The sequence below is a fragment of the Dethiosulfovibrio salsuginis genome, assembly GCF_900177735.1.
GTDB classification, from domain to species: Bacteria; Synergistota; Synergistia; order Synergistales; family Dethiosulfovibrionaceae; genus Dethiosulfovibrio; species Dethiosulfovibrio salsuginis.
In genome coordinates, this window is sequence record NZ_FXBB01000041.1 from 1 (window position 1) to 20,873 (window position 20,873).

The following is a 20,873-nucleotide window of genomic DNA, read 5'->3' on the forward strand; positions in this document are numbered from 1 at the left end:
CCATGTCTATGGCTCTCGATGGTCAGATTCTCTTCCTGGAAAGGGCGACTGAATAGTTACCTATCGGGATGTTTGAGATAGTGAGGGAGGTGACGGTGAATGAATAAGATATCGATTCGGTTTTTTGACGACCGCGAAGTCCGCGCCGTGTGGGACGATGAACACGCCAAATGGTGGTTCTCAGTGCTGGATATTGTCGGCGTTCTGCGCGGTGTTGACGATTACGAGAAAAACCGAAATTATTGGAAATATTTGAAATCAAAGCTGAGGCGCGAGGGCAATCAACTGGGTAGCGTGACTACCCAGTTCAAATTTACCGCGCCTGACGGCAAAAAACGTGCCGCGAATGTTCTGGATTATAAAGGTATCATTGAACTTGCCAAAAATTTCCCAAGCAAACAGGTCAATCGTTTTATCGAGTGGTTCACATACAGCGATGAAACGATTGACGGCAAGAGCAAGTCAAAAGCCTACGCGCTGTTTGACAGTTCTTTGCTTGACACTCTTGAAGTCGGTACGGTCAAAGGCTTGCAGCAGATACACGGTTATCTGTTCGGTGGCTTGTATGACTTTGCGGGGCAAATCCGCGAGCTGAATATCGCAAAGGGCAATTTCCGTTTCGCGCCTGTGCAGTTTTTGGAAAACACGCTAAGAAAGATTGAGCGAATGCCGGAAAGCACATTTGACGAGATTGCGGACAAATACGTTGAAATGAATGTTGCTCACCCTTTTATGGAGGGCAACGGCAGAAGTATGCGTATCTGGCTCGACCTGATTTTGAAAAAAAACCTGTGCCTGTGTGTGGAATGGAGCAAAATCAACAAGCGCGACTATCTGGACGGGATGCGCGAAAGCACAATTGACACGGGGAGGATTAAAGCGTTGCTAAAAAACGCTTTGACAGATAAAATCGATGACCGCGAAGTCTTTATGAAAGGAGTGGACTACTCGTATTACTACGAGCAAGAGGACGATATTTCGGGAGGTGATGGCGAATGAAGTTTAAGTTCACAAGTTGCCCGCCTATCCTATACCCTTACTAAAGGGTCGCAGGAAGGCATGGACTTCAATGTGGAGCGAACCGAGACAAAAAAACTTGATCGGGCGCACGGCGGTCTTGCCACCTATGACATTATCGGCAAGATAGCCGAAGGCACGAGTCTCACCCGCAGAACGATCACGGCAATCCTTGGCGGCATTAAGAAAGAACGACTTTGGCTCTTCCGTGAGAACCCCGAAGAGTTTATCTCCAAGATAGTCGTTATTATAAACAAGCAGAAAGCGTCCGTGGTTGTGGAACATATCACCTATGCTCCAAGTGCCGAGGAGCCGTATTCGCAGGAAATCTTCAATATGAGCCGCACCTCTGACGAATATGCCAAGGCCTTCAAGGCGAGAAAAGCCATACAAGATTATGTGTTCACGGACGGTTCTGCGACTCATAGCGTGGAAGGACGTTTTGCCAAAGAATTGGACGATGCCGACGAGGTTATTGTCTATGCCAAACTGCCGAGGGGGCCCGTGGGTTCTATATACCCACGCCTGTGGGCAAATACTCCCCGGACTGGGCGATTTCGTTCAAGAAAGGTACTGTGAAGCATATTTTCTTCATCGCCGAAACCAAAGGCACAATGGACAGCCTCGAACTGCGACCGATAGAACAAGCGAAGATATCCTGTGCCAAGAAGCTGTTCACTGAGATAAGCACCAACGGTGTTAAGTACCACGAGGTGGACAGCTACCAAAGTCTGCTTATGGTGATGGAAACGCTGTAAACAGCGAAAGGCAATCATATGTCTGTCCGTATTTTAAGGACCCCTTTTCGGGGTCCTTTTTTTATGGAGCCTGATCTTACCGACATTTTTTCTGTCTTCTTATCGCCGTTTGACAGGGTATTGTAAAAGAAGGTATGATAATTTCGGGGTGTAGAACCCCTGACAATCACATTAAGGAGGGTTTTGCATGAGGAAGGGATGTTTAATGGCCTTGGCGGCCGCTTTTGTCCTGTCCGCGTCCTTTGCGGGTCAGGCGGTAGCCAATCAGTTTGTGACCATCGTCACAGGGTCCACCGGTGGTACCTATTATCCGGTAGGGACCATCATCGCCAACGGCTTGAACAAAGAGCTTATGTCCCAGGGCATTAAGGCTTCCGCCCAGAGCTCCGGCGGTACCGTCGAAAACCTGAAGATGATGAAAAACGGAGAGGCCGAGATGGCCATAGCCATGTCGAACCTCACAGGTTTTGCCTACAAAGGCATAGGGACCTACGAGGGAGCTGCTATACCTAACCTTCGTTACGTAATGGGCCTCTGGCCCGACGTGACCCAGATCGTCGTTCGCAAAGAGGCGGGGATCGAAGGTTGGGCGGACCTCAAGGGCAAGAGATTTGCCGTAGGCCCTCCTGCCTCTGGCACCGAGTTCACCAGCAAGCTCGTCCTGAACGTGGTAGCAGGTCTTACCTTCGATGATATCAGCCCTGAATACATAGGCTACAGCGAGGCGGCACAGGCCCTTCAGAACGGCCGTCTTGATGCTTTCAACGCCGAGACCGGTTACCCAGTCTCAGCGGTATCCGAGCTTTACGCCGGTAGAACTCCTGTGGGGATGCTCGAGTTCTCCGACGACGACCTGGATACACTTCAGCTTGAGGCTCCCTACTACGCCAGGGTGGTAATTCCCGCCAACGTCTATCCCAAGCAGGAGAAGCCCCTTAACCTGGTCGGAGTCAAGTCCGCCCTTATAGTCACCGAGGCGGTCGATGCACAGGTGGTCTACGACACTTTGAGGATAATCTACAAAGACAAAGAGTCCATGAAGCAGGCTCACGCCGCCTTCTCCAAGATAGACTACGATAACCCCATGGCGGGGCTCTACGGTGCCCCTCTTCACCCCGGTGCGGTAAAGTTCTTCAGAGAGCAGGGTTTCGAGATTCCCGGATCCCTTCTTCCGCCGGAGATGAACTAGTTTAGGGTATCTCTAGAAACTCACCTTCGAGTCCCCTCGGAGAGATCGTCCCGCCTGCGCCCTGGCCCAATCGTATACTCGACCTGCCTGTTTCGTACGAACCGCCTCGGAGGGCACGTCCTGTGCCCCCTCGGCTTGGGGCGACGTCCTGTCGCCCCATTCGTACTACACGACGGCAGGTCGAGTATACGGGCTCTGGGCTACGTCGGAACGATCTCTCCGAGGATTGGAGTTTCTAGAGGTGTCTTTTAGAGATTAGGATCCGCTGAAACTTTGTGCGGTGCCGGCCTGTGCCTGCACCGCATTTTTTAGATTTTGGAGGGAGTGTAACGTTTGAATCTTTTGAGCATTTTTAAGCCCGGTGAGCATATTCCCAACAGGGAGTTTTCCGGTAACGTAAAGATATTTGCGGTAGCCTTGGCGGTGATGACGTCCCTTGTCCACTGTTGGATGAACAGCATAGGACTTATCATTACCATAAAGATGAACGCTATCCACTTAGCCACCATGATGGCCTTGGTTTTCCTCTACTTCCCCGCAAGGGCCAAGTCGAGAAGCGACGCCCCTTCCGCGGTGGACTGGGTGTGTGTAGGACTGGCTCTTCTGGGAGGACTTTACATCATAATGTTCTACGATCGTCTCCTCGCCAGCCGCCTTGAGGTGACCCAGATGGACCTGATTATATCGGTCATGACCATGGCCCTTCTGGTGGAGGCCTCCCGTCGAGCTGTAGGGATGCCTCTGACGGTCCTTTGCGTGTTCTTCCTGATCTATACCAAGTACGGGGCCTACTTCCCTGGACTCTTCGCCCACAGGGGATTCGACTGGTCAAGGGTCATCACCAGGATGGCCCTGACGGACCAGGGAATATACGGGGTAACCATAATGGTCTCGTCGTCCTACGTCTTCATGTTCATCCTTTTCGGTGCCTTTTTGGCGGCGACCAAGACCAGCGAATTTTTCAACGACTTCGCCCTGGCGATCGCCGGAAAGTACCGTGGAGGTCCGGCTAAGGTGGCTGTGGTAGCCTCAGCGCTAATGGGAAGCATCTCCGGCAGCTCTCAGGCTAACGTCGCTACCACCGGGGCCTTTACCATACCTCTGATGATCAAAGTGGGGTATAAGCCTTTCTTCGCAGGAGCGGTGGAGGCGGCGGCCAGCACCGGAGGTATCCTCATGCCCCCTATCATGGGAGCTTCCGCCTTCATAATGAGCACCTTTTTGGGGATACCTTATGTCACCATAATGTTGGCCGGTATCTTCCCAGCACTGCTCTACTACGGGGCCATCATGACTATGGTCGATCTAAGGGCCAAAAGCAACGGGTTGAGAGGTCTCTCGAAGGAGGAGATTCCGTCTTTGAGGGCGACCCTTCTGGACAAAGGGCATATGACCATTCCCCTCGTCCTGATAATCTACTTCCTGGTGGCGGGATACACCCCTCTTTTCTCCGCCTTTTTGGGACTTATCGCCATCATAGTCCTGTCGTCCTGTAAGAAATCCACCAGAATGGGGCTAAAGGAGTTCATCGGGGCCCTCGACGGAGGAGCCAGGAGCGCCGCCCCCGTAGGTATAGCCTGTGGAATAGTGGGCTTTATCGTCGGAGCTGTGGGGATGACCGGTGTCGGTCAGGTCATAGCTATGAACATAATAATGTTCGCCGGAGGAAAGCTCTGGGCGGCTCTGATACTCTGCATGTTGGCGGCGCTGGTCCTGGGGATGGGACTGCCTGCGTCGGCGTGCTACATCATAACCGCCACCATTGCGGCCCCGGCTTTACAGCAGATGGGAGTCAACCCCCTGGCGGCCCACTTCTTCGCCTTCTACTACGGGACAATGTCGGCGGTGGTTCCTCCTGTGGCCCTCACCAGCTACACCGCTGCGGGCCTGGCCAAGGCCTCACCGACTAAGGTGGCGGTGGTCGGTTTCGGATTGGCTATGTCCGGCCTTCTCCTGCCCTACCTGTTCGTCTACAACCCGGTGCTGCTCCTGATCGACTTCACATGGGGGACTTTCCTGCCTACCATAGTGTGTGCTGTCGTAGGTGTGTTCTCCCTGTCCGCCGGTCTTATCGGTATGCTCAGAGGTCGTATGGCCCTTTGGGAGAGAGCTCTTTTCGTTGTTAACGGAATAGCCTTGGTCAACCCTCTGGATATGGTTAGGCTGACGAGTCTGGGTTGCTTTGCCCTGATCTTCACATTGCACTGGGTAAGGAATAAAGAGAGCCGCTAGGCTGTAGAGGGGAGGCCTATGGCCTCCCCTTCGCCACATCCTGCCATCGAATATTTTCTTCGATTCATCTAAATTTTCTGCTTTGAGGAGTTGAGATCGTGGGAAGAATGCGCTACAATGAACAGCTAGAGGATAACGGATGCGATCTGTTTCCCGACCGCACAGTGTGTGTGGTGGGAAACGCCAGGACCGCCAACGATAACCCTATCACCCACGCCTACTCCCATTTTTTCATGACCTTTGTGGCCGATATAGACACAGGCCTCGTGGTCGACGTCGAAGCGTCCTTCACCCTGCCACTGACCAACAGGTTCGTCAGAAGCCTGTTCCTGGGCAGACCACTGGACGTAGTCGACGAAGATCTCTTAAGGTCCGTTCGGGAGAGGTATCTGGGCTCGTCTCAGAAGGCCATTTCCGTGGCCTACAAGGATGCCGTCAAGAAGTTCGTGAAGGCGTTCAGGGACGATACTAAAAACGAATAGGCTGCTTTACCTGTCGGCCTGGTCGGTGCTCCCGACCAGCGAGGAAGGTGAAATCCAGCGGACATGGCCTCACATCGTGAGGTCCGTGTCCGCTTTTTTTATTGGGAGGGGATGTTTAAGGTGAAGATAACCAAAGTAAGGACCGGAACGGTTTCCGCACCGCTCAAAAAACCGTTCAAGACGGCGGTGAGATCGGTTGATTCGATCAGGGACGTCATAGTTGCGGTGGAGACCGACTCCGGTCTGATCGGATACGGCGAAGCTCCTCCTACTGGGGCCATAACCGGCGATACCACCGGAGCTATTCTGGGGGCCATAGATGACCACATAAGGCCAACCTTGATAGGTCGAGACGGAGAGGACCTGGAGGGTAACCTCACCGCCCTGGATCACTCCATAATGGGCAACACCAGCCCTAAGGCCGCCCTGGACATAGCCCTCCACGACCTCTGGGCTCAATCGCTAGGGGCGCCACTTTACAGACTGTTCGGTGGAACCGGCAGTGCCATAGAGACCGACGTGACCATAAGCGTCAACGAGCCGGAGGAAATGGCTCAGGACGCCGCCAACGCCCTCTCTCAGGGCTATAAAGTCCTGAAGATAAAAGTCGGTAAAGAGCCGTCCAAGGACTTCGACAGGCTCGCTGCGATCAGGGACGCCGTAGGCTATGACGTGGCCATAAGGATAGATGCCAATCAGGGCTGGGCCCCTTCCGAGGCGGTCAAAATCCTGGGGCACATGGAGAAGGCCGGTTTCGATCTGGAGCTGGTGGAACAGCCGGTGAAAGGCGGAGATCTGGACGGCATGGCCTACGTCACTGCCAACACCTCCATTCCGGTGGTCGCCGACGAGAGCATCTGGAGTGCTTCCGACGCTCTGGAGATTTTCAGGAGAAAGGCCGCCGATATGGTCAACATAAAACTCATGAAATGCGGCGGGCTGAGGGAGGCTCGGCGAATCATAGCCATATCGGAGACCTTTGGGGCGCAGGTCATGTTGGGGAGCATGCTTGAGGGAAAAATCAGCGTCACAGCTGCGGTCCATCTGGCATCTGCCTACGGGGCCATCACCAGAATAGACCTCGACGGACCTCTTCTTTGCGCCTCCGATCCGGTGGAGGGAGGAGCTAACTTTGTGGGGCCGGGGATAACCCTCTGCGACGATCCAGGCCTGGGGATAAGGGGATTTAGGGAGATACAGTGGCATTGATTTAGTTTTTTATTTCATAAATAGGGGGTCTTTCTTCATGGAGCAGGGGAGTCTTTTAGGTCTTATACCTTTAGCGGTCTACATTATCCTTTGTTTTACCAGATTCGGACAGATTTTTGCCGTTATCGCTGGGATGCTGGTTGCGGCAGCTATAGGGCATCACGGAATTATGGATATCGCTGCTGCGGTGAGGGGCGGATTAGGTTCGTTTTTAGGCTATATAGGCATGATTATCCTTTTGGGAGCCGGTCTGGGGCAGGTGCTGAAACGAACGGGGGTAGTCAGACATCTGGTGTTTATGGTGACGGAGAGATGGAATATCAACTCTCAGAACAGGGCTTTCCTGGTTGTCATGTCCTGCTCCGTCATCATAGTAAGCCTTCTCGGTACTATGGCTGGAGGTAACGCAATACTCGCACCCATCCTTATCCCTATCGCGGCGGCGGTAGGAGTCACCCCTAACGCCATGGCGGTTCTCCTCCACGGGGCCGGTGCGTCAGGTCTCTTCCTTGGGCCATTCACTCCTCCAATGGTGGCGTTGATGGAGTTCACCGGATTGTCCTATCCCCAGGTTCTGCTGAATGCTGGCCTGCCTGTCTCGATAATAATGTGGCTTGTCACATTCTTCTGGGCGAGGAGGGTTCAAAAGGCCTCGACAGGTAAGAACCGTTATTCCGAGGAGGATATCGCTAAAGAGAACGCTGACTGGAAGCCCGACGCCTCGGTCCGCAGGGCTACCCTGGTCTTCCTGGTTACCATGTTCACCATGGTCGGTTACGGCATCGTTATAGAGGGTGGATCGACCTTCGTCGTCGCCATAATGCTGGTGACCGCCGCTCTGACCGGTGTAGCCGCAAATCTCGATCCGGTGGAGATCATTGACTCCATCTGCGATGGCGCCAAAAATTTCATATGGCTTTTCTTCTTCTTCGTGCTTCTTGATCCGTTTATCAACTTCATCCAGGAGACCGGAGCCTTCCAGGCTCTTGCTGCTCTCCTTGAGCCCATGGTTCAGGACGGTGGAACGGTGGGATTCATCGCCTTTTCGACTATGGTAGGTATCTTCGGGGTTCCAGGAGCTGCCGTCGCTCAGGCAGAGGTGCTGAATAAAATGTTCCTGCCTTTGGTGCAGAGCTTGAATATTCCCATGACCCTTTGGGTTGCCGTTCTCTTGATAGGCTCTCAGATGACCTCTTTCGCAATTCCAGAGGGGGACATGCAGGGACAGATGGGGTTGGCAAGGTCCAGCGACCTGAAGTCGGTGCTGTGTAACGGATGGTTGATAGTCCTCTGCACCACCATGTACGTAATAATAAGAGCCATGATAATGGTGATGTAGTTGGCTATCTCGGACGATCTGGCTTTATCGGTCTCGTCCTTCGAGGGGATTGGGGCCACCGCTGGAGTGGTGGTTTTTGCCCCTGGATTGGGTTTCAGATGGAGCCATAACGATTCTCGTCGGTTTCCAGCCGCTAGCCTTATAAAACTAGCGGTGCTTTGGTCCCTGTTTAAGGGCGACGAGGCCGGGTTTTGGTCCCTCCAGGACGAGATGGATATACCTAAAGATCATGTCGTGGAAGGAGGGCTTCTGCACCGTTGGTCTCATGGCGGTCGTCTTCGACTCGACGATCTAGCCCTGCTCATGATCGCGGTGAGCGACAATACCGCAGCAAACCTCCTTATAGACTATATAGGCATGGAGAGGATCAACGAGGATATCTCGTCGTTGGGGCTTAGAGAGACGGTTTTAGGCCGTAAGATGATGGATTTCGAGGCAAAAAAAATGGGCATGGACAACTACACCTCTCCTCGGGATCTGGAAAAACTGATAGAAGCTTTGGCCTTAACCGGAAAACCCTCTACGAGGGAAAGGGCTTTGGAGATGATGTCCTGTCAAAAACTGAGATCCAAGCTCCCTGGAAGTATTCCAGTATCGGACGTGGACGACCTTGAGATAATTGTGGCTCACAAGACAGGGGAGCTTCCAGGATCGGAGCACGACTGCGGCGTGTTTTTTCATCGGGGAGAAAATCCCGTCATAGTCGTGGTGTTAACGGAGGGGATAGGTTCTCCCGAGCATGGGGTTGCCTTCTGTAGTGATATAGGCAAAAAAATATATGTAAAATTTAACGTTGAAAGCGAGGGAACTTTATGATTACTAGTGGTTTTGCGTATCTGGCTTTTATATTGTTTTTCGCCGGGCTCGTGGTGCTGGCGGAGAAGCACTCCAAGGGGAAGTTTTTCGAGTACGTTCCTGCGGTGGTGCTTATCTATTTCGTCTGTATGCTGTTTTCCACCTTTGGCCTGTGGAGCAAGACTCCCAGCGTCAACGCTGTCTATAAGGAGGTAAAGAACAACCTTCTTCCCGCAATGATCTTCCTGATGCTGGTCCGGTGCGACCTCAGGAGGATTCTCAAGCTTGGCCCTAAGATGCTCCTTGGCTTCTTCGCCGCATCCACCAGCATCGCAGTAGGCTTCGTCGTAATGTACGTCCTCTTCAAGAGCAACCTTCCTGCTGACAGCTGGGGGGCCTTCGCCGCCCTGTGTGGTAGCTGGATGGGAGGCACCGGCAACATGGTAGCCATCCAGGGAGCTTTGAACATCGCTGATGCAGACATGGGCTACACCCTTCTCATCGACTCCATAAACTACTCTATATGGGTCATGATCCTCCTGGGTATGGTTCCCTACGGAATGAAGTTCAACCGTTGGACCAAATCGGATACCTCCGCTATAGATCAGGTAGGTGCCGAGCTCTCCAAGCACCACGATTCTCTCAGAAAGGAGATGACCTTCTCGGACATAATCTTCCTCCTGGGATCGGCGCTGGCTGTTTCAGCCCTCTGTCAGTGGGCGGCGGGATTCCTGCCTAAGTCGGACTTTATGTCCGGCACCACCTGGACCGTCCTTTTGGCCACTGTGGCAGGGGTGCTCTGTGCCATGACACCTATGTACGGTCTGCCCGGCTCGTCCCAGATAGCCAATACCATGCTCTACACAATAGTAGGTCTCATTGCCTCAAGGGCTAACTTCGCTGAGCTTACCCAGGCTCCTCTCTATATCCTCGCCGGGTTCGTTATTCTCGGGGTCCACGCTCTGGTGATGGCGATTATAGCCAAGATATTCAAGCTCGACCTGTTCACCTGCGGCGTTGCAAGCCTGGCTAACATAGGAGGAGTCGCCTCCGCTCCCATTCTCGCCGCCGCCTATAGCGACGCGTTGGTCCCCATAGGGGTCCTCATGGCGATGATGGGCTATATCGTAGGTACCGGCGGAGGTCTTATCGTCGGGAAGATACTCTCGGTTCTCTAGATCTCTTGAGATGGGGGAATGTATTCTATGATCTGCAACCTTAAAAAAGGGGCTGTCACCCTGATCTCCGCCCTGATCTGCGCCTCTTCCGCATGGGCTACCCCTGTGGTGGATTTTACCGGAACAATCAAAGACCTGTCGGACCTGCCTCAGGACGTGTCCGCCTATCTGCCAAAGGACGGGGCCGACGAGCCCTACCTGGATCCTGTCGTTCAGAAGGGTCTTATGGAGAACTTTCTGGTCCAGCACTTCTCGCCCTGGACCGCTGACGAGGACGTGGAGCTGAACAACGAGTGGGGCCTTAAATCCGCCAAAAAGGACAGGTGGGGTGAGAACCTCATGCCGATCCCTCAGTCGGTGAAGGACAAAGTAGTCGCCGACGCATCCATGGGTTCCTATCCCTCCATGGACAGCAGAGCCATAGTGGTGGTCAACACCTCCGCCAGGTTCCTGCCGACCATGAGGCCCTTCTTTGCCAATCCCGACGAGGCGGGAGAGGGCTTCCCATTCGACTACCTTCAAAACACCGCCCACTGGGTGGGAGTTCCTCTGAGGGTGCGCCACGGCAACGCCGCAGGTGATTGGTTGCTCGCCAGGTCCGGGACCATCCCCGGCTGGATACCCGCCAGGGACGTGGCCTTCGTGGACGACTACTTTATGAGCGCCTACAGGACCGGACGTTACGCCGCCCTCGTCAAGGACGACGTGGTTCTCAGGGACGAGGACGGGGCGTTTTTAGCCAAAACCAACATCGGAGCGGTGCTTCCCATCGTCCAGGAGGGAGACGATTCCTTCGTGGTCTACGTTCCCATAAGGTCGGAGGGCGGCATGGCAAGGCTTAAAAGGGCTGTCCTCTCCAAGGAGGACGGGGTGGAGATGCCAAAGCCCCTGACGCCCAGGGCTATAGCCACCCTGGCAAACCGCTTCGTGGGCAACCCCTACGGATGGGGCGGTATGTACGACCAGAGGGACTGTTCCTCCACCATGAGGGACCTTCTCACCCCCTTCGGCCTCTGGCTGCCGAGGGACTCGGGACCTCAGTCCAAGAGCAACGTGTTTATCGACATAGAGCAGGAGTCCTGGGATAAAAAGCCGGAGCTCATAGCGGAAAAGGCCCTGCCCCTCAGGACCATCATAGGCATGAAGGGCCACGTAGGGCTCTACCTGGGACTCTGGGAGGGCAAGCCCGTCATACTCCACAACACCTGGGGTGTCAGGATCACCACCGATAACCCTGATGTCTCCGGAAGGGCGATCCTCGGCAGAACGGTCATAACCACCCTTCAGCCGGGCATAGAGAGGGAAGACGTGGCAAAGGAGGGCCTTCTGCCTAAGGTCAGGACCATCACCTTCATCCCCGGATTCGACGGGACGGAGAACTAGGGACAAACACAGAGGCAGGAGGATGGGTATACCTATCCTCCTGCCTCTTTTTTGCCTTCCGGTTTTGCCCCCTAGGTCGTATAATAGAAATACAGGATGTGGTTGTGGCCCCAGATATGGGGCCTTTTTTGTGTGTATAACGCTGCTTATATGGAGGTCGTTCGATGGACGCTAAAATTCGCTCTTACCGGTCCAGGTTTGATGGAACCGTTGACGTCAACATGTTGGAAACCCCGCTGGTGCCGAGACAGTCGGAAAACGCCGCTTGGCTGCTGGACCAGAGATATCTTCTTGACCGCCACGACAGCGCGACCGGGTCGGTCAGGAAGGAGAGGGATTTCGAGGAGTTCGCCCGGAGAATCTCCCGGGTCATAGCCTCGGTGGAGACCTTATACCGCTCCGAGGAGGACCTGGATTGGATCAGGACCCTGGAGAAAAACCTCTTCTCCGACATACTCAACCGTCGGTTTCTGTTCAACTCTCCCTGCCTTTTCGGTGCGGGGGCCGGCATGACGGTCCAGCAGGCCTACTCGGACCTTATATATCGCTCGCCGGACTCCATGTCCTACGACGATTACGTCGCGGTCAGGGAGGGTAAGACCGAGAGCCAGCAGCTTTTCGCCTGTTTCGTCGTGTCGGTGGAGGACAGCATAGAGGGGATCTTCGGTTCCGTCAAAGACGCGGCGATCATAAGCAAATACGGCGGAGGGGTCGGGGCGAACTTCGGAAACCTCAGGGAATCTGGATCGGACATAAAGGGCGGCACAGGAGGGAAGGCCAGCGGCCCGGTCTCCTTCATGGAGACCTGGAACACCATGGGCTCGGTGGTGGTCCAGGGCGGCAGGAGACGGGCGGCCCTTATGGGGATGCTCTACGACGACCACCCAGACATAGAGGGCTTTATGGACGCCAAGGTGGAGGACGGAAGGCTTCCCTATTTCAATATATCCGTCTCGGTCTCCGACAGGCTGCTGGATTCGGCCAAAAAGGGCGGAGACTTCGACCTTATCTCCAGGGCCGACGGCTCGGTGGTTCGCAAGGTCAAGGCTGCAGACCTGTGGGACAAGCTCTGTAAAAACGCCTGGCGAAGGGGCGACCCTGGGGTATTCTTCGGCGACCGGGCCAACGTGGATAATATACTTAAATTGGATAAAAAATGGAGGATAGAGTCCACTAACCCCTGTGTCTCCGGGGATACCTGGATAATGACCGATCTCGGGGCGAGACAGGCCAGGGATCTGGTGGGAGCTCCTGCCACGGTGATCGTGGACGGCACGGCCCACCGGACCGATGGCTTTTTCTCCACCGGGGTCAAGCCGGTTTTCGAGCTCCAGACCAAAGAGGGCCATTCCCTGAAGCTGACCTCCGACCACAAGGTTAGAAAGGTCACCGGCAAAACCAGGGATTCTATGGAGTTTCAGTGGACCGCCGCCTCGGAGCTTGCTAAAGGCGATCTCCTGGTTTTAAACGACCACAGGGATCTCGCTGGTTGGGATGGAAAATACTCCGATAGCGAGGGATACCTTATAGGGCTGCTTTTAGGCGATGGCACGATAAAAGAGGACAAGGCGGTCCTGTCGGTAAGGGTCCCCGAAAGGGCGGCAAACGGCGACGTACCCGGCCAGAGCCAGGTTATGGATAGAGCTCTCGCCTGTGCCATGGAGCTGAGACACAGGAGCGATTTTGCCGGATGGATGGCGGTTCCGGGCAGGTCGGAATACCGCTTGTCTACGGCGGCAATAAAGGGAATCGCCGTCGAGCTGGGAATGGGGGAGAAAAAAGCCATAACGCCGTCCTTAGAGGGCGAGACCTCAAGCTCCTTCTACAGAGGTTTTCTCCGTGGTCTCTTCGACTCCGACGGCTCGGTCCAGGGGGATCAGGAAAAAGGCGTCTCCGTCAGGCTCGCCCAGAGCGATCTGCCCACCTTGCAGGCGGTCCAGAGGATGTTGGGGCGGCTTGGCATAATATCCAAAATCTACCTCAGGAGAAAATCGGGCCTGAAATCCATGCCTGACGGTAAGGGAGGAGAGAGGCCCTACCGCTTCAAGGATCAGTACGAATTGATCGTCAGCAACGAAAACCTCGCCCTTTTTCAGGTCGGAGTTGGCTTCGAGGACGGGGACAAACGCCGAAAGCTGGATAACGCCTTAAACAGCTACGGCAGAAGATCTAACAGGGAGCGTTTCGTAGCCCGTTTCGAGTCTCTGACCTACTGTGGAGAGGAGGAGGTTTTCGACGTACAGGTTCCAGGGGTGAACGCCTTCGACGCCAACGGACTTTACGTCCACAACTGCGGCGAGCAGCCTCTGCCTAACTACACCAGCTGTAACCTTGGATCGGTGAACCTGGAGGCCTTTGTCTCCACCGAGGCCACAGGGGCCAGGGCCTTCGACATGGAGGCTTTTGTGGACCAGGTCTATCGGTCGGTGTACTACCTGGACCTGGTAATAGACGGAACCTCCTATCCTCTGGACCAGATCGCCGAGAGGACGAAAGCCATAAGGCCGGTCGGTCTGGGGCTGATGGGGCTGGCCGACGCAGCCATCACTTTAGGCATGGTCTACGGCTCCGAACAGTTCGACCGGTTTTGCCGATCCCTGGCCCAGAACATGGCGGTAGGGGCTCTGGCCGCCACCGTTGAACTGACCGACCTGGGCAAGGACCCCTTCCCGGAACACCATCTCGTATCCCGGCTGATGGAGGAGTTCAGGACCAAGGCGGGGCTTCCCCCCTTCTCCCAGGGGTGGCTGGAGGGCCTGGACGAAAAGGGCTTCAAAGAGGTGATAGAGAGGATGGGCCGGTCGGACCTGATCCCCTTCACCTTGGTGAACACCCTGGAGGGCCTGCTTGGGGCCACGGCGGTACACAGAGGCAACGGCCTAGCCCTGGCCAAAAAGGTACTGGCCTCCCTGATCTCCGGTCGAATGAGAAACAGCAGGCGGCTCAGCGTCGCCCCGACCGGGTCCATCTCGATGCTCTTCGACTCGAGCCCAGGCATCGAGCCGAACTTCGCCTGGACCTGGAGCAGAAAGGTCATGTCCGCCAAAGGGGACGGCGGCTACGAGACCAGGGAGTACTTCCATCCCCTGGTTCCGTCGAACCTCAAAGACGAGCTCAGGGAGACCGGCAGGCTGGGGGACCCTCGGTTCGTCACCGCCTACGACATAGGCACCGACGCCCACGTCACCGTGACCGGGATATTCGCCTCGGTGGTGGACAGCGGCATCAGCAAGACGGTCAACCTCCCCCCGGAGGCCACGGTGGAGGACGTCAAGAAGGTCTACGAGGATTGCTATCGCCTTGGCTGTAAGGGCATCACCATATACAGAGACGGATCCCGTTCCGAACAGCCTATAGAGGCGAAAAAGCCCGAGGCCCCTAAGGCCTCCGACCGACCTATGAGCAGCAAGGTCAAGGCCCGTCCGGGGAACGTCATGTTCGGCAAGACCATCAAGGACACCACCCCCTGGGGCAGCCTCTACGTGACACTGAACTACGACGGAGATGAGCCCTTCGAGGTCTTCGCGTCCCTTGGCAAGAGCGGCTCGGAGATGAAGAGCATGACCGAGGCCCTTTCAAGGGTCATATCCATAGGCCTCAGGAGCGGAGGGCGGATGGAGGACTTCATAAACACTTTAAGGGGCATATCGGGCAAGGAATACTGGGTCTTCGACTGCGACGAACAGACCGTGGTGCGGTCCATCCCCGACGGAGTTGCCCTCTTGATGGAAAAGCTCTCCGGTGTCAAGGGCGAGAGGCCCACGGAGGTCCCTCGCTGTCCCGAGTGCGGCTCCCCGATGGAGCTCGTGGGAGGCTGTGAATACTGCTTCAGCTGCGGCTACTCCCCGTGTAAGTGATCTGCCCCTACTCAAAGGAGGTGTTTTAGTTGGCAAGCCTTAACTTTAGCCTGGAGAACCTAGGGCCGATCGGAAGGGCCTCGGTGTCCCTCGGGGATCTCACCGTGTTGGTCGGTCCTCAGGCCACGGGGAAAAGCCTTTTTCTTCAATTTTTGACCTATGCCTTAGATTCCTCCCCTGTAAAAGAGACCATGGATAGGCATGGATTGTTCTGGGGTGAAAACGTCGGCGATCTCCTTGATCTTTATCTAGGACATGGAATGGGCCAGGTATGGAAACCCCTTGGGAGGGACCGAAGCCTTATAACCCTCGGGGGGCAGCCAATGGACATCGACGTCTCGGTGCCTAAGTCGGCGGAGCGATGGCGGACGTACTATATTCCCGCTCAGAGATCCCTCATCTTCAGGGACGGATGGCCTCAGCCTTTTTCGTCCTACAGCGTGAAGGATCCTTTCGTGGTCAGAAATTTCAGCGAGAAAATAAGGTCTTTCCTGGACAATCCGGCTAACGATATGGATCAAATTTTCCCGATCCATGGAAAGCTAAAGGAGGGCCTCAGAGATGCCCTCGATCGGGCTATCTTTCATGGAGTTTCGGTATCCCAAGAGCGTTCATCGGGCAGGAGGGAGCTCAGTCTGTCCTCCGGAAGGGAGAGGGTCTCCTATATGTCCTGGTCCACAGGACAGAGGGAGTTCGTTCCCCTTCTCCTCGGTATGTACGACCTGATACCAGCGGGAAGGATCAGCGTAAAAGGGACGGAGTGGGTTATCCTGGAGGAGATTGAGGCAGGGCTTCACCCAAAGGGCATTTTTTCCGTTATGTCTTTGGTGCTGGAGCTCGTTCAAAGGGGATACAAGGTGGTTCTGTCCACTCACTCGTCCCATGTCCTCGACCTGCTCTGGGGAATAGGGGTAATAGCCGGTTTATCCTTGCCTGTAGAGGAAAGAGGGGCCGCCCTGTGCGACATCCTTGGGTTGCCGTCGTCCAACACCGCTATCAGGGAGATGGTCGGAGGCATCACAGATAGAGACATAAAGGTGTTTTACTTCGACTACGGAGAGAGCGGAAAGGTATATAGCAAAGACATATCGAGCCTCGATCCAGGGGACGATGACTACGATGTCGCAGGTTGGGGTGGATTGTCAGGTTACAGCGGTCACGTCGCCGACGTCGTGGCGGATAAGGTCTCCCGGTGGGGATCCCATGTCATTTAGAGACGCTATGGCTCAAAGGGGTATTCAAGGGCCGATGAGAGGCCTTATACTGGAATGATTATCGGACATCTTTAAGGAGGTTTTTTAATGATTCTCGTCACAGGAGGAGCGGGCTATATCGGTAGCCATACCGTCTTGGCCCTCAAGGAGGCCGGATATAAAACGGTGGTATTCGACAGCCTGGAGCGGGGCCACCGGGATCTGAACTTCGGCGATGTCTTCGTCGAGGGTGACTTAAGGGACTACGATCAGATAGAGTCGGTATTTCGGGCGCATCCTATAGAGGGAGTGGTCCATTTCGCCGCCAGCAGCCTTGTGGGCCAGTCCATGGCCGAACCGGAGGGATATTACCTGAACAATCTCACCGGGACCTTGAACCTCCTTCGTGCCATGAGGACGGTGGAAGTCAGCCGGATAGTGTTCTCCTCCTCTGCGTCGGTCTACGGTGAGCCCGAGACCATACCCATAACCGAGGAGGCCAAAAAGGACCAGACCAGCGTCTACGGCGAGACGAAATACTGGATAGAGAGGATGCTCGACTCCTACTGTCGGTCCTACGGCTTTGGGGCCATAGCCCTTCGGTACTTCAACGCCGCCGGATGCGACCCAGCCTGTCGGACCGGCGAGGACCACACCCCTGAGACCCATCTAATCCCTCTGGTTCTGGACGTGGCCTTAGGACGACGGGAGTCCATCTCCGTCTTCGGCGACGACTATCCCACCGACGACGGAACCTGCGTCAGGGACTATATCCACGTGACCGACCTGGCGGAGGCCCACGTCCTCTCTCTCAAAAAGCTGTTTGACGAGGGGCAGTCCTTCCGGGCCAGCTACAACCTGGGAAACGGAAAGGGCTACTCGGTCAGCCAGGTAATAGAGGTGGTCAGAGAGGTAACGGGACACCCTATCCCGACGGAGATCGGCCCGAGGAGGGCGGGGGATCCGGCGGTTCTGGTCGCCTCGTCGGCCCTGGCGGAGAGGGAGCTGGGCTGGAGTCAGGCCCACGCCGACCTCAAGGAGATAGTGGAGACCGCCTGGGCCTGGCATAAAAAGCGGTTTTCCTAAAGGGGATCTTTAAAAACGCTGATCCTCGGAGAGATCGTTCCGGCGTAGCCCCTTCGAGCCCGGGCGAGACAAGGGCGTAGGCGGAACGGTCTCTCCGAGGAGACTCGAACGTAAATTGCCAGATATTTCCTAAAGAAACGCCGCCGCCCTGTGATCTGGGCGGCGGCGCGTTTTTACCTATTTACACAGTTTCAGTATCTCCAGGGCCTTGTCGGAGGTTATGGGGACGAACTGGCCTACCGGACCGTTCCAGTTGGTCTTCTCCGCCATCTCCTCCAGCCTGTCGTCTGGCACCCCGAGCTCTTCCAGGGTTACAGGCATCCCCAGGCTCCTGAAGTAGTCCTCCATGACCGAAATGCCCTTCAACACCGTCGCTTCGGGATTCCAGAAGTCCGGCTCCAGCCCCCACACCCGATGGAAGAACCGGACGAACCGTGGAATGTCGTGGCGGTAGACGAACTTCATCCATGCTGGAAACACCACCGCAAGGCCAGCTCCGTGGGCCACGTCGTATATGGCCCCTATCTCGTGCTCTATCCTGTGGGAGGCCCAGTCACCCACCCGTCCTGTGTCCAGTATGCCGTTGTGGGCTATGGTGGAGGCCCACATTATCTCCGCCCTGGCGTCGTAGTTATCGGGCTCCTTCAGGGCGATCGGGAGGAACTTTATCACCGTCTGAAGGGTGCCCTCTATGAGCCTGTTGGTCAGGTCCACTGCGGTCGTGTTGGTGAAATATCTCTCCATGAGGTGGGCCATTATGTCCACTCCCCCTGCCGCCGTCTGATATGGGGGCAGAGTGGTGGTCAGCTCCGGGTTCAGTATGGCGAAGGCCGGCCTGATGAGGTCGGAGTGGAGGGCGTGTTTGAGCCACCCTTCCTCTTTCGTTATGACCGACGCCGGGCTGGTCTCGCTCCCTGTGGCCGACAGGGTCAGGATCGCTCCGACAGGAAGGGCCTCTTTGGGGACAACCCCCTTGTCGAAAAAGTCCCAGACGTCGCCGTCGTAGGGAACTCCTACAGCGACGGCCTTTGCCGAGTCTATGACGCTTCCTCCACCGACCGCCAGTATGAAGTCCACCTTCTCCCGTCGACACAGATCTATGGCCTCGTGGACCAGGGAAAGCCTGGGGTTAGGGACAGCTCCTCCCAGCTCGACGAAGGGTATGCCCGATTCCTTCAGCGACTTGACGACCCGGTCGTACAGGCCGATAGCCTTTATGCTCCCGCTTCCGTAGTGGAGGAGGACCTTGCTCGCCCCCCGGGCGGCGATTTCCTGACCGGTCTGAAGCTCCTTGCCCCTCCCGAAAACTATCCTCGTCGGGCTTTCGTAGACGAAGTCTCTCATTTTGAAAAACCCCCTTGTGATTTTTTAGTCTTCCTGTCGCTTTTCGTACAAGAGCACCTCTAAAAACTCACCGTTCAGTCCCCTCGGAGAGACCGTTCCGCCTACGCCCTGGCCCAATCGTATACTCGACCTGCCTGTTTCGTACGAACCGCCTCGGAGGGCACGTCCTGTGCCCCCTCGGCTTGGGGCGACGTCCTGTCGCCCCATTAGTACTACACTACGGCATGTCGAGTATACGGGCTCAAATGGGCTCCGTCGGAACGATCTCTCCGAGGATCAGAGTTTCTATAGGTCCCTTACAAGTATAGCATAGCTTTTTTCTGTGAATTGCAGGACGCCACGACGGCCCATTTTAGCCTTCCCTGTGGTAATATCTTTAGTCGAAAACACTTCAATGATCGGAGCTGATATTCATGATGCCCATGGGGCCGATTATATTCACCGCCGCTATCTCGGCACTCTTCTCCGCCGTAGGCCTTAAGATGGCCTGTAGATTTATGTTTGGGACCGCCCCGTCCTACGGCAACGCGTGGCTTGCTGCCTTCGCCGGAGCGGTGGCCTCCGCTTTTCTCTCCCCTATGATCGCCGGAGCGTTTCACGGCCATTCGGGATACTTTGGCTTTGGCATCATCGCCTTCTTGGTCCAGGCAGCGGTGTTCAAGGCGGTTCTCTACCTGCCTGGAAGAGGCAAACTGTCCTTCGGAGAGAGCTGTATTGCCTCCCTCCTCGCGGTGTTCATCCTGATGGTGCTCTCCATGTTATTCAAGGGACTTTTAGGCTTTTCTCTCCTTGCAGGAGGGCACGTACTGATATAGTATGGACCTGTAAGATTATTCTGGAGGTGAGAGCATGAGATTTTTATCCGCTGTTGCGCTGCTGCTGACCGTCATGGTCGGCTCCTGTGGGGCTCAAGAGGGGTCGACCCCTGCCATGACCTGGGGAAACTGGGTCTCCATAAAGGGAGGAGAGTATCGGGAGTTCTATTCCCCTGTACCCGCTAAAGGGGCCCGTTGGTTCTCCGACTCCCAGGGAAAGTGCTACGTCCAGGCTGTGGTCCCTAACGCCTCCCTTGAGTCGGTCCCCGTCCCGGAGTGGTTTTCCTTAGAGGGTATGGGAGTTGCTCCGTCTATGGCAGGGGATACCTCCATGGGCTGGGGAAGATGGGCTCACATGGACGGCAAGTGGTACAGGGAGTTCTGTCCCCCAGGCCCCAGGCCCAGAGGCGTTCGGTGGTTTGCCGACGAGGAAGGGGCATGTTTCAGCCAGCCTGTGGTTCCCGAGCCGGTCCTCAACCCTATGGAAGCCCCTCAGTGGTTCTCCAAGGACGGTATGGGAGTTCCCCCAAGATCGACGGTAAAATAGCAAACGGCCGAAGGAGCTCCATAGCTCCTTCGGCCGTTTAGCTATTGAGCACCTCTAAAAACTCTAATCCTCGGAGAGATCGTTCCGACGGAGCCCATTTGAGCCCGTATACTCGGCATGCCGTCGTGTAGTACGAATGGGGCGACAGGACGTCGCCCCAAGCCGAGGGGGCACAGGACGTGCCCTCCGAGGCGGTTCGTACGGAACAGGCAGGTCGAGTATACGATTGGGCGAAACAGGGCGTAGGCGGGATGATCTCTCCGAGGGGACTCAGACGTGAGTTTTAGAAATTCCCTACTCTAAGGTTTCTACGACCTCTTTAAGGGCCTTTCTTATGGGGATGTTCTGAGGACAGGCGGTCTCACACTGGCCACAGTCCACGCACTGGGAGGCCTTGCCTCCGTCTTTGGTGAAGGCGGTGTAAAACTGCTTCGCTCCGGCCAGATCGT

18 protein-coding genes are annotated in these 20,873 nt (G+C 55.6%); 16 read left to right on the forward strand and 2 right to left on the reverse strand.

Annotated elements, in window-relative coordinates:
* The first annotated feature begins 99 nt into the window (after nucleotides 1-99).
* The 14 genes from fic (at nucleotide 100) to galE (ending at nucleotide 17,718) form a co-directional block, all read left to right on the forward strand.
* The gene (gene fic, locus B9Y55_RS13740) at nucleotides 100-999 is read left to right on the forward strand and encodes a protein adenylyltransferase Fic (protein WP_085545480.1); all 900 of its coding nucleotides are present in this window, start codon (nucleotides 100-102) and stop codon (nucleotides 997-999) included.
* A 60-nt stretch (nucleotides 1,000-1,059) separates the two neighbouring features.
* Complete coding sequence (locus B9Y55_RS13410) at nucleotides 1,060-1,596, forward strand: hypothetical protein (RefSeq protein WP_234986226.1); 537 nt, start codon at nucleotides 1,060-1,062, stop codon at nucleotides 1,594-1,596.
* Nucleotides 1,545-1,775: a restriction endonuclease gene (locus B9Y55_RS13530; RefSeq protein ID WP_234986227.1), complete on the forward strand. Its 231-nt coding sequence runs from the start codon at nucleotides 1,545-1,547 to the stop codon at nucleotides 1,773-1,775. Before B9Y55_RS13410 ends, B9Y55_RS13530 begins: the two co-directional genes overlap by 52 nt.
* 187 nt (nucleotides 1,776-1,962) lie before the next feature.
* Nucleotides 1,963-2,964, forward strand: coding sequence for a TAXI family TRAP transporter solute-binding subunit (locus B9Y55_RS11405; RefSeq protein WP_085545481.1), 1,002 nt, complete (start codon nucleotides 1,963-1,965; stop codon nucleotides 2,962-2,964).
* A gap of 333 nt (nucleotides 2,965-3,297) precedes the next feature.
* Nucleotides 3,298-5,196 (forward strand): TRAP transporter permease, encoded by a 1,899-nt coding sequence (locus B9Y55_RS11410; protein WP_085545482.1) that lies wholly within the window; start codon nucleotides 3,298-3,300, stop codon nucleotides 5,194-5,196.
* 107 nt (nucleotides 5,197-5,303) lie between these two features.
* Nucleotides 5,304-5,678, forward strand: a complete 375-nt coding sequence (locus B9Y55_RS11415; RefSeq protein ID WP_085545493.1) for a DUF3870 domain-containing protein — start codon at nucleotides 5,304-5,306, stop codon at nucleotides 5,676-5,678.
* A 111-nt stretch (nucleotides 5,679-5,789) separates the two neighbouring features.
* Entirely contained in the window at nucleotides 5,790-6,887 is a 1,098-nt protein-coding gene (locus tag B9Y55_RS11420) for a dipeptide epimerase (RefSeq protein ID WP_234986228.1), read from the forward strand.
* A 37-nt stretch (nucleotides 6,888-6,924) separates the two neighbouring features.
* Nucleotides 6,925-8,226: a GntT/GntP/DsdX family permease gene (locus tag B9Y55_RS11425; RefSeq protein WP_085545483.1), complete on the forward strand. Its 1,302-nt coding sequence runs from the start codon at nucleotides 6,925-6,927 to the stop codon at nucleotides 8,224-8,226.
* A complete protein-coding gene (locus B9Y55_RS11430) occupies nucleotides 8,227-9,042 on the forward strand; it encodes a serine hydrolase (protein ID WP_085545484.1) in 816 nt (271 codons plus the stop codon). It begins immediately after the preceding gene.
* Nucleotides 9,039-10,199 (forward strand): DUF819 family protein, encoded by a 1,161-nt coding sequence (locus B9Y55_RS11435; RefSeq protein WP_085545485.1) that lies wholly within the window; start codon nucleotides 9,039-9,041, stop codon nucleotides 10,197-10,199. Before B9Y55_RS11430 ends, B9Y55_RS11435 begins: the two co-directional genes overlap by 4 nt.
* A 27-nt stretch (nucleotides 10,200-10,226) precedes the next feature.
* Nucleotides 10,227-11,582 (forward strand): SH3 domain-containing C40 family peptidase, encoded by a 1,356-nt coding sequence (locus B9Y55_RS11440; protein ID WP_159448341.1) that lies wholly within the window; start codon nucleotides 10,227-10,229, stop codon nucleotides 11,580-11,582.
* Nucleotides 11,583-11,746: 164 nt separating this feature from the next.
* On the forward strand, nucleotides 11,747-15,439 hold the full coding sequence (locus B9Y55_RS11445) for an LAGLIDADG family homing endonuclease (RefSeq protein ID WP_085545487.1): 3,693 nt from the start codon (nucleotides 11,747-11,749) through the stop codon (nucleotides 15,437-15,439).
* A gap of 29 nt (nucleotides 15,440-15,468) precedes the next feature.
* Nucleotides 15,469-16,653, forward strand: a complete 1,185-nt coding sequence (locus B9Y55_RS11450) for an AAA family ATPase (protein WP_085545488.1) — start codon at nucleotides 15,469-15,471, stop codon at nucleotides 16,651-16,653.
* A gap of 87 nt (nucleotides 16,654-16,740) precedes the next feature.
* A complete protein-coding gene (gene galE, locus B9Y55_RS11455) occupies nucleotides 16,741-17,718 on the forward strand; it encodes a UDP-glucose 4-epimerase GalE (RefSeq protein ID WP_085545489.1) in 978 nt (325 codons plus the stop codon).
* 177 nt (nucleotides 17,719-17,895) lie between these two features.
* Here the strand turns inward: galE and B9Y55_RS11460 are convergent, their stop codons facing one another.
* Nucleotides 17,896-19,062 carry an iron-containing alcohol dehydrogenase gene (locus B9Y55_RS11460; protein ID WP_085545490.1) on the reverse strand — a complete coding sequence of 389 codons (1,167 nt, stop codon included), beginning with the start codon at nucleotides 19,060-19,062 and terminating at the stop codon, nucleotides 17,896-17,898.
* 422 nt (nucleotides 19,063-19,484) lie between these two features.
* Here B9Y55_RS11460 and B9Y55_RS11465 point away from each other — a divergent pair, with 422 nt between their 5' ends.
* Complete coding sequence (locus B9Y55_RS11465) at nucleotides 19,485-19,877, forward strand: hypothetical protein (protein ID WP_143340934.1); 393 nt, start codon at nucleotides 19,485-19,487, stop codon at nucleotides 19,875-19,877.
* Between the two features lie 34 nt (nucleotides 19,878-19,911).
* Nucleotides 19,912-20,424, forward strand: coding sequence for a hypothetical protein (locus tag B9Y55_RS11470; protein WP_085545492.1), 513 nt, complete (start codon nucleotides 19,912-19,914; stop codon nucleotides 20,422-20,424).
* Between the two features lie 294 nt (nucleotides 20,425-20,718).
* Here B9Y55_RS11470 and B9Y55_RS13645 read toward each other — a convergent pair whose 3' ends face one another.
* Complete coding sequence (locus B9Y55_RS13645; RefSeq protein WP_268753309.1) at nucleotides 20,719-20,868, reverse strand: 4Fe-4S dicluster domain-containing protein; 150 nt, start codon at nucleotides 20,866-20,868, stop codon at nucleotides 20,719-20,721.
* Nucleotides 20,869-20,873 lie beyond the last annotated feature (5 nt).